Genomic DNA, 14,196 nt, shown 5'->3' with positions numbered 1-14,196 from the left:
AGAAGCGTCTTTTCTATTACTTCTCCTCTAAAGCCGTCACATTCACGTGAACGCTTTCTCCAGGATTAGATACATCATACACCTGCGCAACCCCACTCTGCTCGTCACAGCTCTCAATCCATACTGGTACGCCCTCATATGTAACATCAATTCTACTTGAAGAAGATAAAATTTGTTTCACACGTTTTACATCCATACTACTATTCCTCCTTTTTACTTGCTACACTCCTTTCTATCTTTTCTTTTCCCTTTAGAATATATTCCATATAGCAACATGTTAATTGATATCCTTTTCTTCCTTACATGCTAACATTTTCTTTCCTATTACCTTTATGACAAATAAAAAAAGACGTATATCTCACACGTCTTTTTCCATAATATTCAAATTTTAAGAAAATAATGTTTTTACAACTTCACTTACTTTATCATTATGAATTTGATAATACACTTCTAATCCTCGTCTTTCAAAGCGCACTACTTTATTTTGTTTTAATTTCGTTAAATGTTGCGAAACCGTTGATTGTGGAATTTCTAATACTTCCTGTAATTGTGTTACATTACAAGTTCCACGTTGCATTAGTTCCATTACTAGGCGTAAACGTAACGGATGCGCTAACGCTCTTAACATTTGTACATCTTCTTCTGAAATACGACATTCGAATTGATTTTGGCTCATAAAGTTCCCCTCATTTTCGTTTTTATTTTCTTTTTATTTATTTATATATCTGTTCTTATATTTCCTGTTACGACATAACTTTATCAACTTATAAAGCCGAAATTTTTTTCCATCTTAACCAGCAAAGAACTCAGGAAATAATCCTTGCTGATTTTGAATATTATACTATATGATATAACGAAAAAGCAAAACAACGGGCTGCAAATACTTTGCTTGTAAACGTTGTTTTATCAAGCTTTTTGTTATATTTTCACCTCATTGCAACGTGCAGTAATAATATCGTAAAATACCATCTATAATTGATAACCTTTCGTAAAGTAGTTGGAGTATACTTAACCTATTTGTTACACTAAAAGGAATTTTCAGTAAAAAGAGATACTGTAACATTAAAAATTAACTTATTGCTTTTTAATTCGTATTTAATAGCTTGAACTGTGACGGAATACTTCCTATTAAGTGCATTTCACTGTCCCCTTTCTGACTTGATCAAATGGGACAAGCTACACCATTCAATATAATGACGGTCTCTAATATAGAGCTTTAGGACCAATAATGTATAAATAACTAAAAGAAAATAATATGCAAATAATTCATCTAGCCCACTCAAACCTATTTGAGTGGGCTTTTTGTCTACTTTATGAACAAAGCATTTCTTTTAACACTATTATGGAATAATTATACTTTTTTACGTTGACAATAGTGTTGAAGGAGAATATACTAAGCATGTAAGTTGATTGTGAATAGTTTCACAAATAATGTGAATTTCTTCACATAAAATAGATAGGAGTTGTCATTATTATGAGTACTTGGACACAAATTTATGACCCATTAAACAATATTTGGTTATCTGCACTAATCGCAGCACTTCCAATTTTCTGCTTCATCATTTGTTTAATGGGACTGAAAATGAAAAGTTATATGGCTGGCCTTTACAGTGTGATTGTCGCTATTATTCTTGCTATATTCGTTTATAAAATGCCAGCAACTGTAGCTGTAGCATCTGCCGGATTCGGTGTTTTATCTGGATTTTATCCAATTTGTACTATCGTTATCGCAGCAATTTTCCTTTACAAATTAACTGTTAAAACAGAGCAATTCAATGTCATTCGTGATAGTATCTCAAGCATTACAAATGACCAACGTTTACAAGTATTATTAATCGCTTATTCTTTCGGTGCTTTCTTAGAAGGCGCAGCTGGGCTAGGGGTTCCAGTTGCTATTACAGCTGCATTACTTGTAGGTATGGGCTTTAACCCATTAAAAGCAGCAGGTATTTGTTTAGTAGCAAACATCGCTGGTGGTGCTATGGGTGCTATGGGTATCCCAGTTACAGTACCAGCACAATTAACTGAACTAGATGCATTAACTATCGGTCGTCAAACTGTTCTTATTTTACCTTTCATTAGTATTGTTTTACCTTTCTTACTTGTATCAATGGTTGATGGAATTAAAGGTATTAAAGAAACTTGGCAAGGTATTCTTGTAAGTGGTGTTTCTTTCGCGGTTACTCAGTTCGTTGTAACTTACTTCTTAGGTGCAGAACTTACTAATATTTTCGCAGCCGTTGTAAGCATGATCTCTCTTGCATTATTCTTACGTGTTTGGCAGCCAAAATCTTCTACTAAAGAAGAAAAACAAGAAGAAAAAGTATCTCATACATTCAATCAAATTTTATATGCCTGGTCTCCATTCGTATTCTTAACTGCATTCGTAACAATCTTTAATTTAAAACCAATTAAAGCTTTATTTGCTCCGGATGGCGCACTAGCAAACTTAGTATTTAACATTCAATTCCCTGGTCTTCATAATGCTGTTATGAAAACTACACCTATTACAAAAGCTGATACACCTTTCGCAGCTGTTTTCAAGTTTGATGTATTCTCATCTACAACTACTGCAATCGTATTAGCAATTATCGTTTCACTTATCGTATACCGCGTAAAAGGTAAAATGGTTAAAGAATTAATGGTTGAAACAATGAAAGAACTAAAAGCTCCAGTATATACAATTTGTAGCGTTATCGCTTTAGCTTACGTAGAGAACTACTCTGGTATGTCATCTACACTTGGACTTGCATTCTCTTCTACAGGTAATGCATTCCCTGTTCTTTCTCCGATCTTAGGATGGATTGGCGTATTCATTACAGGATCAGTAGTATCAAGTGGTTCATTATTTGCACCGCTTCAAGCAGTAACTGCAGATCAATTAAACATCGTTCCTTCTACTCTTGTTGCATTAAACGTAGTAGGTGGTACAATGGCAAAAATGGTTTCACCACAATCTGTAGCAGTTGCTTGTGCAGCAGTTGGACTAGTTGGTAAAGAATCTGTCCTATTTAAAACAGCAATGAAATACAGTTTAATCTTCTTAGCTATCATTAGCTTACTTCAATTAAATTCTGTATTTAACATCTTTTAAAAATAAAACACCGATCCAAACGGATCGGTGTTTTTTCACATTACATTACATCTTCTTATTCTTTAGTAAAGAAGCACCAGCAATTTCAGGATGCGTCATTTCGAATGGATCCAAAATAATATCCAATTCTTCTTCTGTCAGTACACCATGTTCTAAGCATAACTCCCTAACAGATTTTCCTGTTTCAATTGCCTCACGTGCAATACGAGATGCTGCTTCGTAACCAATATGAGGGTTAACTGCCGTAATAATTCCAACACTCTTCTCCACATATTGCTTGAGCAATTCTTCATTTGCTGTAATTCCTTTAATACAATATTCACGGAATACGCGGAATCCGTTATTCATAATACTAATAGATTGAATTAAATTAAACACGAGTACAGGCTCCATTACGTTTAACTCTAATTGTCCTGCTTCTGATGCTAAGCAAATTGTATGATCATTACCAATTACTTGGAAAGCAACTTGATTAATTACTTCTGCCATAACAGGATTTACTTTACCTGGCATAATAGATGAACCTGGCTGACGAGCTGGTAATTGAATTTCCGCCAATCCAACACGTGGACCAGATGCCATAATACGAAGGTCATTCGCAATTTTAGACATGTTCATCATACATACTTTTAATGCTGCAGATACTTCTGTGTATGCATCTGTGTTTTGCGTTGCATCAACTAAATGCTCTGCACCAACAAGTGGGAATCCACTAAATGTTCGCAAGTGTTTAACCACTTGTTCAATGTACGTAGGGTTTGCATTTAATCCCGTACCAACAGCTGTCGCCCCCATGTTCACTTCATATAAATGTTGGCGAGACTGTTTAATTCTTTTTATATCACGCTCAAGCACGCGGCTATACGCTTCAAATTCTTGTCCAAGACGAATCGGAACAGCATCTTGTAAATGTGTACGTCCCATTTTAATGACGTGATCAAACTCTTTTGCTTTTGCACGGAAAGCAGCATGAAGTTCTTCCATTGTAATAAGAAGTTCTTCTAACATCATAAGAGTTGCAATATGAATTCCTGTTGGAAACGCATCATTCGTCGATTGAGCCATGTTCACATGCGTGTTTGGACTAATTTTCGCATACTCACCTTTTTCATATCCCATACGTTCTAACGCTCGATTAGCGATTACTTCATTTGTATTCATATTAATAGAAGTTCCAGCACCGCCTTGGATTGGATCCACGATAAATTGATCATGGAATTTTCCATCAACAATTTCTTGCGCCGCTTCTGCAATTTCATGTCCAATGTCTTTAGCTAAGTAACCAGTATCCATATTTGCAAGTGCCGCCGCTTTTTTCACAATTGCCATTGCCGTAATGAGTGACGGATGAATGCGATATCCTGTAATCGGGAAGTTTTCAACAGCACGTAATGTTTGTACACCATAATAAGCTACACTCGGTACTTCCTTTTCACCTAAAAAATCTTTTTCTATACGTATATCCTTCGTTGCTATCATTTTCATCACCTATGCTTTTCATTCTAAATCCTTATCTAAAAAATTCGCCATCTAAAAATACGAGTATCATTCAGAAGAATTTTTCAGTATCCACCTTCACTATATAGCACCTCTTTTGAAAGCGCAAACATTTATTTTTCTATATATACCTTTTATAAAGTGACACCTTAATCAGTGGGGATTTTGTTCATCCCCCACCTAACTTCTTCGCTTTCGCCGAATTTTGAGGTGGGGTCTTACTGCCCACAAATATAGCGGGATAACAATTTATAGAAAATCATTCTTCTACCTTCTTTATTTCCACTCGTTTAATTTGATGCATATCCTTTTCGAGAACTTTAAAAGAAAAGCCGTGTTTTTCAATAACATCTCCTTCAGCAACAATTTGCTTTTGTACCATAATCCAGCCACCAATTGTATCTACATCCTCAGCAATTAAGTGTATGCCAAATAAATCATTTACTTCACTAATAAGCACTTTTCCCTCTACGATTTTACACCCTTCACTTACATGCTCTACAGGCGGGTGCTCGTCTTCATCGTATTCATCTCGGATTTCTCCAACAATTTCTTCTAAAATATCTTCTAATGTAACAATCCCCGCTGTACCACCATATTCATCATATAATACAGCTAATGGGATTCGTTTTCTTTGCATTTGTAATAGTAAATCATGTATAGGAATATTTTCTAGTACTTCAATAACTGGCCTTGTATACGGTGTAATCGAGCACTCCTCATCTCGATTACCATCCATATAACGAATAAATAAATCCTTTACATTAACCATCCCAATAATTTCATCTTTATCTTCACCAAATACGGGATACCTCGTATATTTTTCTTGTGCGATTATTTTAATATGTGTTTCAAATGGTTCATCCTCATATAAACCTACAACTTCCGTACGAGGTACCATAATTTCCTTTGCAACTCTATTATCAAATTCAAAAATATTATTTACATATTTAAATTCCCTTTGATTAATCTCTCCGCTCTCATAACTCTCAGATAAGATTAATCGTAATTCTTCCTCCGAATGAGCAACTTCATGTTCAGAAGCCGGATGTAACCCGAATAACCCTGTCACAACCCTTGCTGAACCATTTAAAGCCCAAATAAACGGATACATTACTCGGTAAAAGTAAATAATTGGCTTCGATAATAATAAGCTAACTTGCTCTGCCCTTTGTATAGCGAGCGTCTTCGGAGCAAGTTCACCAATGACAACGTGTAAAAACGTAATCACTGCAAAGGCAATAATAAACGAAACTGTACTTGCAATTGCAGGAGATAAGTGTAGTTTTAAAAACAACGGCTCGAGTAAATGTTTTATAGTCGGCTCGCCTAACCACCCAAGTCCTAAAGCAGTAATTGTAATACCTAACTGACATGCTGATAAATACTCATCTAAATTTGAAGTTACTTTTTTAGCTGCCAATGCTCCTCGTCGTTTTTCACTAACGAGTTGATCAATACGACTGCTACGCACCTTAATAATTGCAAACTCAACAGCTACAAAAAAACCTGTTAATGCAATAAGAATGACTACCATCAATAATTTTAAAATATCCACATATGCCCTTTAGCTTTCTTAGCTAAAGTTACACCTCCTTTAAAAAAGAAGTTTCACTTTAGTTTCTTCATTTACGCAAAAGCAACCCTATATAAAATTCACCAATTTCAAACCTCATACAATTCTAAAGGTAGCCCATCAGGATCTTGGAAAAAGACGAATTTTTTTCCGGTTATTTCATCCATACGTATCGATTCAGTCTCTACACCACATTCATTTAAATGTTTCACAGCTTCTCCTATATTTGTAACAGCAAATGCTAAATGTCTAAGTCCAGCCGCTTCCGGGAAACTTGGGCGCTCAGGCGGACTTGGAAATGAAAATAATTCAATTTGATACTCTTCCCCTACACATAAATCTAACTTATAAGAATCTCGTTCCTTTCTATATACTTCATTTATCGCTTTAAAACCTAATATCCGAGTATAAAAATCCTTTGACACTTCATAATTTGAACAAATAATTGCAACGTGGTGCACTCTACATATATTCATGCTCTCTCTATTCCTTTCTTTACCAAAGATGCATATTCTCCCTTGAAATGAAAAACATATATAGCAGAATATCTCTTTTAGGGGGCTTACTATGAAATTTATTACTTTTTTCGTGGGACTTATCGTTGTTTTCTTCCTTGCTTATATTGCTAGCAACAATAAGAAACATATTAAATTTAAACCAATTTTCATCATGCTTATTATACAGTTGATCTTAACCTATTTATTATTAAATACAGAAATCGGCCTCATACTTATTCGGGTCATTTCCAGTCTGTTTACAAAGCTACTCGAGTATGCTGCTGATGGTATAAACTTCGTATTTGGCGGTCTTGCCAATAAAGGTGAAATGTCATTTTTCCTTACTGTACTATTACCAATTGTCTTCATTTCTGTCTTAATTGGTATACTACAACATTTCAAAATACTACCATTTTTTATTCGTTGGATCGGTTACTTCCTTAGTAAAATAAATGGTCTTGGGAAATTAGAATCTTACAACGCTATCGCCTCTGCCATTGTCGGCCAATCAGAAGTTTTTATTACGGTAAAAAAACAATTAGCTCAAATTCCAAAACACCGTCTTTATACACTTTGTGCTTCTGCCATGTCAACCGTATCTATGTCTATCGTAGGTGCCTATATGACAATGATCGAACCTAAATATGTAGTAACCGCACTCGTCCTCAATTTATTTAGTGGTTTTATTATCGTGCTCATCATTAATCCTTACGACGTTAAAGATGACGAAGATATTTTAGAGATTAAAGGCGAAAAGCAAAGCTTTTTTGAAATGCTTGGAGAATACATTCTAGATGGCTTTCGCGTAGCTATTGTTGTCGGCGCTATGCTCATCGGATTCGTCGCATTAATGAGCTGCATTAATGACCTATTCCTCATTATATTCGGCATTAATTTCCAGCAATTAATCGGCTACGTATTTGCACCTGTTGCATTCCTTATCGGTGTACCAAGTTCCGAAATTGTCACAGCTGGTAGCATTATGGCAACAAAGCTTGTAACAAATGAATTTGTAGCAATGATGGACCTTAGTAAAATTTCTAATAGCCTTTCTCCTCGTACAGTGGGTATCATTTCTGTTTTCCTCGTTTCTTTTGCCAACTTTTCTTCTATCGGTATTATTTCAGGTGCGGTAAAAGGATTAAACGAAGAACAAGGAAACGTTGTTGCCAGATTTGGCCTTAAATTACTATACGGAGCTACTCTCGTCAGTATTTTATCTGCAATTATCGTAAGCATTATGTTGTAATCAGGTAAAATTTTATCATTTTCTTATCCCTATCTTTTGTATACAATAACGAATAGATGTCTTTATAAATAATCAAGACATCTATTTTTTATACATGTACAATCGCTTTTATTTAGCGTACAATATTTTTTATGTGTTTGAATGCGCTTCTAGATGTATACACTTTGATAGCTTTAAAGGAGAAAAAATGATGAAATCCGATATGAACAAAGATACTCGAGCCAAAAAAGGACTCTCAAAGAAAAAACGACTACTTTGGTTCCTTCTTATTCCATTACTGATTATAGCACTTGGAGCAGGAGGATATTCCTTCCATATATACAGTAAAGCAAAGTCTGTATTAAGTAATGCCTATTCTGAACTGGGCCGCGGGGATAAATCCAGCAAACGTGAAAAAGCCGTGAAACCTATGACTGACAACATTTCCGTACTTATTATGGGTGTTGATGAAAGTGAAATTAGGGACAAGAATTACGGAAAAGCAACTCGCACGGATGCGCTATTACTTGCAACAATTAATAAAAACGACAAATCTGTTAAACTTGTCAGTATTCCACGTGACTCACGTGTCTTCATTAAATCACGTGACAAATACGATAAAATTACACACGCACACGTATTCGGTGGTGTAGACAGCACGATTGATACCGTAGAGAACTTTTTAGATGTTCCAGTTGATTACTATGTAAAATTCAACTTTAAATCATTTATTAAAATTGTCGATTCCCTTGGTGGTATTACTGTCGATGTTCCCGTTGAATTCACAGAACAAAATAGTAAAGACGAACCAGATGCTATTCATTTGAAAAAAGGACGTCAACATTTAAATGGAGAAGAGGCATTAGCACTAGCTAGAACACGTCATATCGATAGTGATTATATGCGTGGTCAACGACAACAGCTTGTTTTAGAAGCTATCGCTGAAAAAGCACTATCTCTTAATTCTATTAATAAAATTGGTGGTCTACTCGACGCTGTCGATAAAGACTTAAAGACAAATTTAACCTTTGACGATATGATGACCATTGCAAAAAATTCAATGGATTCCAATTTAAAAATGGACAAAATGCAAATAGAAGGTACTGATAAATATATAGGTGGTATTTATTATTACGTTCCAAATGAAAAAAGCGTCAATACTATTTCGACAACACTACAAGAACATCTCGGTGTTACGAATAAAAATGAACATAAAAAATTATAATAAAAAGGCTGCTAGATCTTTCTAGACAGCCTTTTTATTATAATTTTCAACATATTTCTCGTTCATATTGTGACAAAAAGAGACAATTATTACAACAGTGTAACATTTTTTATAAAAACATTACACACATAGTGGAAATAATAGTATACTAGTACGTATATACTGTTATTTTCATCATTTTTATACAAAAAATGTAATACATATACTTATACAAAAATTTCTGGGGGGAAATAAATGAAGCTAAGTAAAATACTGATCGGTTCTGCAATTACTGGAGGCATATTACTTTGTATCGGCGGTGTTGGTGGATATCAATATGTATCCAAACTAAATAATCAATTAGATACTACTGCATTACCAAATACTACATTTGAAGGTATTTCTCTCGATGGAAAAAATAAAAAAGATATTCAAGCAATTATTAATCAAAAGGTAACTGAATTAGACCAAAAATCTCTTACCTACATATTCCAAAATGATAAACAAACGTACACATGGAAAGATTTAGGGATAAATTATAAAGAAAAAGATATTATCGACAAAATCTTTAAAGAACAAGAAGGAAATGCAATGAATCGTTACAAAATGCGGAAGCAGGCTGAAAACGGTGAATTAAAACGTGATTATAAATTAACAGCTCAATTAAATACAACTGCTTATGAAAGCTTTATGAAGGATAAATATAATGACACATTAAAAACTCCTGTTAATGCCGAATTAAATGTTGAAGGCTCTACAGTAAATATTAGCCAAAGTCAAAATGGAGAAAAAATTGATAAAGGAAAGTTAACTGATTTAACGAAACAGGCCATTACTTCTGGCACATCAGACGTTACGTTACCAGTTACACTCTTAAAACCTGAGCGTTCTACAGAAGATATACAGAAAATGGGGATTAAAGAAGTAATTGCTGAATATTCAACCCCAATGGCTGGTCGTAATGGAAACCAATCCTATAACGTAAATAAGTCAGCTAATACTTTAAGTGGAGTTATTGTCGCACCTGATGAAACGTTTAGTTTTAATGGCCGTGTTGGCGTAACGGATGCTGCACATGGTTATAAATCCGCAGCAGTATTTTCAGAAGGTAAAGTTATACAAAGTGCAGGTGGAGGCGTTTGCCAAGTTAGTAGTACTTTATATAGCGCCGCTTTAAGGGCAGATTTAGGAATTGTTTCTCGAAGCAATCATTCCATGCCCGTAAATTATTTACCACTTGGGCAAGATGCAGCAGTGGCAGATTATGGTCCGGATTTAAAATTTAAAAACAATACAGGCAATCATATTTATATTCAAGCATTTTCAAATGGAGGTAGTATTACTACTCGTATTTTCGGCACAAATACTGGTAAAAATGTTGAAGTTTCTTCTCAAGTAATTAGTAGAGCTAATGACAAAATAACAGCGGTAACGTACAAAAAAGTAACACAAAACGGTGAAGTAATCTCAAATGGACAAATTTCAAAAAGCGTATATAAAAGCGCTCCAAAACAATGAGGTGCTAATAAACAGGTAAATTTCCAAAAAGAAAAAGGCGTGATTTAGTCACGCCTTTTTCTTTTGCAATAATAGTAAAAAAGCTTCGAGATGGTCTTTCGTTTCTTCTAAAGACCACATGCGATTTCCTTGCTTCGCAGCTAATACGCACGCCTCTTCCCAAGTATTCTTTTTCTTCATATATAATAATTCATCGCGTAATTTCAAAACAAGTTCTTCATCCTCTTGCTCTATAAACTCTTCCATCACGCCTACTATTTCCTCTTCATGAACACTTAACGTACAGTACGATTTAAGAAAGTATTGTAATGTCGTATACATATGTACTCCCCCTTCTTATTTGTCAGATGGATAAGAAGTAATGATCTTATATCCTAAATCTCCTGACTTATCTCTCGCCAAAACAGTAACAGTTTTTACTAGCTTGTCTTTTACATTCATATTTTTCTTTATGACCGTTTTTCCAACCGGGAATGAATGAGTTGTATTTAATACAAGACGAGCCTCTTTAGAATTTTTTAACCAATCTTGAATTTCCTTATCATGCTGTTTCAAACTATCTTTTACAGCTTTCGTCGCTGTTTCCTTATCATAGTATGTACTTGCCGCTGATACTTTATCTGTCTTCAAGCGATTCTTCAAATCCTCTTCTGATTTTCCAACATGTCTTTCAATCGTATGACCATTTTTAGGTGGTCCTTCCATTTCATCTAAAATATTATCACTAATTTTTTCTACTGATGTCGATTGATTCCCTGTTTGTTTCTCTGTTTTTTGTTCTTTTCCTGCACATCCACTTAAGATCAGCATGAATGCCAATAAACCACTCAAGAAAAGACTACTTATTCGTTTCATCATATCACCTCTTCCATGATTATTATCGTAACTTCACTAAAAGTCAATTTCACAACGAAAAAACATATACATTTTTTAAATTCCTCATCAATTTTGCCATATTACCACCGGATTTTCATAAAAACACTATTTTCGACCCTTCTGTAAATATACCCCCATGTTTTTCTAATTATTTCCCGAGTTAATTCAACCCTAATACAACCAAATAACCCCTTTTAAAAAAGGTTTTTTTGGTTATTTTCCAAAAAAATAAATATACCCCCTTTTCAATATACCTAATACCCATATAAGGTATATTGATGGTGTTTTATCAACATTTCCCTACATTATGTAAATTTGCACTTGCCTACACAATAGAAATATGGTGTAATGCAAAAAAAGATAAAGGATTTTAAACAATGGCTGAAACAATTCAAAACTTCTTAACAGACTATTATTCAATCGCAATTCCACTTAGTATCTTAATCAACATCATCATCAGTCTTTTAGGTTTCATCCCTAGTATTTTTTTGACCGCCATTAACATACAGCTCTTTGGCGTAGTAAACGGCACAATCATTTCGATCATAGGTGAGGCCTTAGGGGCTATTATTTCGTTTTATATTTATCGTATAGGCCTTCAAAAGTTCACTCACGATAAAGTAAATAAGTATCCTAAGGTAGAACGTCTTCTTTACGTAGAAGGTAGAGAGGCCTTTCTACTCGTTCTATCGTTTCGATTCATACCTTTCATTCCATCAAGTATCGTTACTTTATTTGCCGCTCTAGGCAAAATGTCATTACTATCCTTCAGTATTGCCAGTACAATAGGTAAAATACCGTCCTTATTAATTGAAGTATATTCTGCATACCATGTTATAAACGGTACAAACGAAGCAAAGTGGATTGTAACAATCGCAGGTTGTATTGGATTGTATTATTTGTGGAAAAAATGGAGAAAAAAATAAAGAAGGAGCCTATGCTCCTTCTTTATTTTTGAGGTATTTTATTAATAGCTATCTCTTAAAACCTTAGTTTATACCAACAGCACTAAATGATTGCTTAACTGCTGCTACTTCCGCAGAAGTCGCACCATATAAATCAGCTGCAGCTTGTACTGCACCAGCACGAGCTTGGCTAAATGTAGTAGATTGAGTGAAATATTGCGTGTTTGCACGGTAATAAATTGCACCTAGCTTGTCTTTACCGATACCAGTTACAGTTACACCAGAATGTGTACCGCCATTCGCTAATAAATAAGCTTGTTTGTTAATGATACCACTGTTCGTATGAACTCCACCGTTATCACTTGAACCAGTGTAACGCTTAGAGTAATGGTCTGGGTCACCATATTTCGCTGGATCACTCATAGAGCGAAGCGCATCTCCTGCTTTTCCAGGAGTGTAAATATCTTCACCAATCTCCCAATCTGGATTACGATTATCATAGAATTCTACTAAAGTACCAAAGATATCAGAAATTGCTTCATTTAGCGCTCCCGATTCATTTTGATAAATTAAATTCGAGCTATTTTCCGTAACCGCATGCGTTAATTCGTGACCAATTACATCAATACCACCCGATAATGAAGTGAATGTTACACCATCACCATCTCCGTATACCATTTGTGAGCCGTTCCAGAATGCATTATTATACTTACTTCCATAATGCACAGTTGATTTTAACGGTGCTCCTGCATCATTAATAGAGTTTCTATTAAATGTAGCTTTATAATAATCATATGTTCTACCTGCATAGTAATGAGCATCTACTGCCGCTGCATCATACGCTGCATTGAAAACATTATCTGCATCTGCCCATAATGTCCCTGGTAATGTTGAACGGTTTTTCGCATCATATGTGAAAATCGTCGCTCCGCGAGTATTGTCTTGTAAGTAGTAAGATGATCCAGATAATGTTGTATTAAGCGACTTCGTGTCTCCTAATACACCTTTACCAGTTCCTACTTTATTTGTTCCTGTTACAGGCTTTATAACCGCTTTTGCATCCTGCTTAGGAGCATCTTGTTTAACCGGAGACTTATCATCATTCGTCACATGATCAATTGTATTATATTTATTTAACACTTTACCGCTGTCTGCTTCAATGAAATAGTAGTAGTTTCCTGGACTTGGATCTAAGAAGTTCAAGTTTACAACGTATGCATATGTTGTTTCTTCACCGTTTTGATATACATATAAGTCCGCTTTTGGTTCTACCTCATATTTAGGTGTAACCCCTAAATCTTTTTGCGCGATTTCAATTGCTTTTGCGCCTTCGATCTTATTTTTATTTTTCAACTTGTCCTTTTTGTCTAAATCAGGCGCAACTGTTCCAGACAATACTTTTAAAGAGCCATCTTTACTTACGTGAGCTACTTGAGTAGACCCCCATACAGGTACTCCTTCGTAAACTTGTTGCAAACGTACTACTGTTGAATCAGTTACAGCATCTTTCTTCACTTGTTTCACTTTGAAAGAATCTTGCGCACTCTTTTCCCCTAGCTTGTAATCACCTTTTGCTGCGTTTAAGTAATCAAACACAACAGATTCTGCTTTCTTGCCAGTCGCTCCAGTTAAATCACCAGAAATAAACTCAGGTGACTGCACCGTCTCATTGTACTTCTTCGTAGAGAGCACATTTTTAGAATCCGCAAATGCAGAGCCTGTCCCTCCAAACGTTGTAACTGCCATTCCTGTCGCTAACACTAATGCTAAACTTTTCTTTTTCATGAACCTTCCCCCTAAT

General features: G+C 35.0%; 13 protein-coding genes. 5 read left to right on the top strand and 8 right to left on the bottom strand.

All coding sequences use genetic code 11. The annotated features are described in order from the left end of the window. Positions 1-16 precede the first annotated feature (16 nt). Positions 17-196, bottom strand: a complete 180-nt coding sequence (locus MR113_RS20795) for an acid-soluble spore protein H (RefSeq protein ID WP_000382683.1) — start codon at positions 194-196, stop codon at positions 17-19. A 192-nt stretch (positions 197-388) separates the two neighbouring features. Further along, on the bottom strand, positions 389-676 hold the full coding sequence (locus MR113_RS20790; RefSeq protein ID WP_000081429.1) for an ArsR/SmtB family transcription factor: 288 nt from the start codon (positions 674-676) through the stop codon (positions 389-391). Between the two features lie 798 nt (positions 677-1,474). Between MR113_RS20790 and MR113_RS20785 the strand changes: the two genes are divergently transcribed. After that, the gene (locus tag MR113_RS20785; RefSeq protein WP_242256584.1) at positions 1,475-3,094 is read left to right on the top strand and encodes an L-lactate permease; all 1,620 of its coding nucleotides are present in this window, start codon (positions 1,475-1,477) and stop codon (positions 3,092-3,094) included. 45 nt (positions 3,095-3,139) lie between these two features. Here the strand turns inward: MR113_RS20785 and aspA are convergent, their stop codons facing one another. From aspA to gloA2, 3 genes are all read right to left on the bottom strand, one after another. After that, positions 3,140-4,573, bottom strand: a complete 1,434-nt coding sequence (gene aspA, locus MR113_RS20780; RefSeq protein WP_000562161.1) for an aspartate ammonia-lyase — start codon at positions 4,571-4,573, stop codon at positions 3,140-3,142. Between the two features lie 277 nt (positions 4,574-4,850). Then, positions 4,851-6,149 carry a hemolysin family protein gene (locus MR113_RS20775; protein WP_242256583.1) on the bottom strand — a complete coding sequence of 433 codons (1,299 nt, stop codon included), beginning with the start codon at positions 6,147-6,149 and terminating at the stop codon, positions 4,851-4,853. Positions 6,150-6,256: 107 nt separating this feature from the next. Further along, complete coding sequence (gloA2, locus tag MR113_RS20770; RefSeq protein WP_061676966.1) at positions 6,257-6,643, bottom strand: SMU1112c/YaeR family gloxylase I-like metalloprotein; 387 nt, start codon at positions 6,641-6,643, stop codon at positions 6,257-6,259. A gap of 91 nt (positions 6,644-6,734) precedes the next feature. Here gloA2 and MR113_RS20765 point away from each other — a divergent pair, with 91 nt between their 5' ends. From MR113_RS20765 to MR113_RS20755, 3 genes are all read left to right on the top strand, one after another. Next, positions 6,735-7,913 carry a NupC/NupG family nucleoside CNT transporter gene (locus tag MR113_RS20765; RefSeq protein WP_242256579.1) on the top strand — a complete coding sequence of 393 codons (1,179 nt, stop codon included), beginning with the start codon at positions 6,735-6,737 and terminating at the stop codon, positions 7,911-7,913. Positions 7,914-8,100: 187 nt separating this feature from the next. Further along, on the top strand, positions 8,101-9,117 hold the full coding sequence (locus MR113_RS20760; RefSeq protein ID WP_313895082.1) for an LCP family protein: 1,017 nt from the start codon (positions 8,101-8,103) through the stop codon (positions 9,115-9,117). A gap of 234 nt (positions 9,118-9,351) precedes the next feature. Further along, complete coding sequence (locus MR113_RS20755) at positions 9,352-10,614, top strand: VanW family protein (RefSeq protein ID WP_242256577.1); 1,263 nt, start codon at positions 9,352-9,354, stop codon at positions 10,612-10,614. A gap of 48 nt (positions 10,615-10,662) precedes the next feature. Here MR113_RS20755 and MR113_RS20750 read toward each other — a convergent pair whose 3' ends face one another. Together MR113_RS20750 and MR113_RS20745 are read right to left on the bottom strand one after the other, a co-directional pair. Further along, positions 10,663-10,935, bottom strand: a complete 273-nt coding sequence (locus tag MR113_RS20750; RefSeq protein WP_242256575.1) for a hypothetical protein — start codon at positions 10,933-10,935, stop codon at positions 10,663-10,665. Between the two features lie 15 nt (positions 10,936-10,950). Beyond that, complete coding sequence (locus MR113_RS20745; protein ID WP_242256573.1) at positions 10,951-11,469, bottom strand: RNase A-like domain-containing lipoprotein; 519 nt, start codon at positions 11,467-11,469, stop codon at positions 10,951-10,953. Between the two features lie 398 nt (positions 11,470-11,867). On the opposite strand from MR113_RS20745, the gene MR113_RS20740 reads away from it, so the two are divergent. Beyond that, positions 11,868-12,416, top strand: a complete 549-nt coding sequence (locus MR113_RS20740) for a TVP38/TMEM64 family protein (RefSeq protein ID WP_242256571.1) — start codon at positions 11,868-11,870, stop codon at positions 12,414-12,416. 63 nt (positions 12,417-12,479) lie between these two features. Here MR113_RS20740 and MR113_RS20735 read toward each other — a convergent pair whose 3' ends face one another. Continuing rightward, positions 12,480-14,180 (bottom strand): M4 family metallopeptidase, encoded by a 1,701-nt coding sequence (locus MR113_RS20735; RefSeq protein WP_242256569.1) that lies wholly within the window; start codon positions 14,178-14,180, stop codon positions 12,480-12,482. Positions 14,181-14,196 lie beyond the last annotated feature (16 nt).

The sequence above is a fragment of the Bacillus cereus group sp. BfR-BA-01379 genome (assembly GCF_022663605.1).
In the GTDB taxonomy this organism is placed as follows: Bacteria; Bacillota; Bacilli; order Bacillales; family Bacillaceae_G; genus Bacillus_A; species Bacillus_A mobilis.
Note: the sequence above shows the minus strand (reverse complement) of the source record. Positions and strands in the feature narration are given on the sequence as shown.

Bases quoted from the DNA above. Each gene is read 5' to 3' on its own strand.
- MR113_RS20735 (WP_242256569.1), bottom strand. From the start codon at position 14,180: ATGAAAAAGAAAAGTTTAGCATTAGTGTTAGCGACAGGAATGGCAGTT.
- MR113_RS20745 (WP_242256573.1), bottom strand. From the start codon at position 11,469: ATGAAACGAATAAGTAGTCTTTTCTTGAGTGGTTTATTGGCATTCATG.
- gloA2 (WP_061676966.1), bottom strand. From the start codon at position 6,643: ATGAATATATGTAGAGTGCACCACGTTGCAATTATTTGTTCAAATTAT.
- MR113_RS20765 (WP_242256579.1), top strand. From the start codon at position 6,735: ATGAAATTTATTACTTTTTTCGTGGGACTTATCGTTGTTTTCTTCCTT.
- MR113_RS20755 (WP_242256577.1), top strand. From the start codon at position 9,352: ATGAAGCTAAGTAAAATACTGATCGGTTCTGCAATTACTGGAGGCATA.
- MR113_RS20785 (WP_242256584.1), top strand. From the start codon at position 1,475: ATGAGTACTTGGACACAAATTTATGACCCATTAAACAATATTTGGTTA.
- MR113_RS20750 (WP_242256575.1), bottom strand. From the start codon at position 10,935: ATGTATACGACATTACAATACTTTCTTAAATCGTACTGTACGTTAAGT.
- MR113_RS20760 (WP_313895082.1), top strand. From the start codon at position 8,101: ATGATGAAATCCGATATGAACAAAGATACTCGAGCCAAAAAAGGACTC.
- MR113_RS20740 (WP_242256571.1), top strand. From the start codon at position 11,868: ATGGCTGAAACAATTCAAAACTTCTTAACAGACTATTATTCAATCGCA.
- aspA (WP_000562161.1), bottom strand. From the start codon at position 4,573: ATGATAGCAACGAAGGATATACGTATAGAAAAAGATTTTTTAGGTGAA.
- MR113_RS20790 (WP_000081429.1), bottom strand. From the start codon at position 676: ATGAGCCAAAATCAATTCGAATGTCGTATTTCAGAAGAAGATGTACAA.
- MR113_RS20795 (WP_000382683.1), bottom strand. From the start codon at position 196: ATGGATGTAAAACGTGTGAAACAAATTTTATCTTCTTCAAGTAGAATT.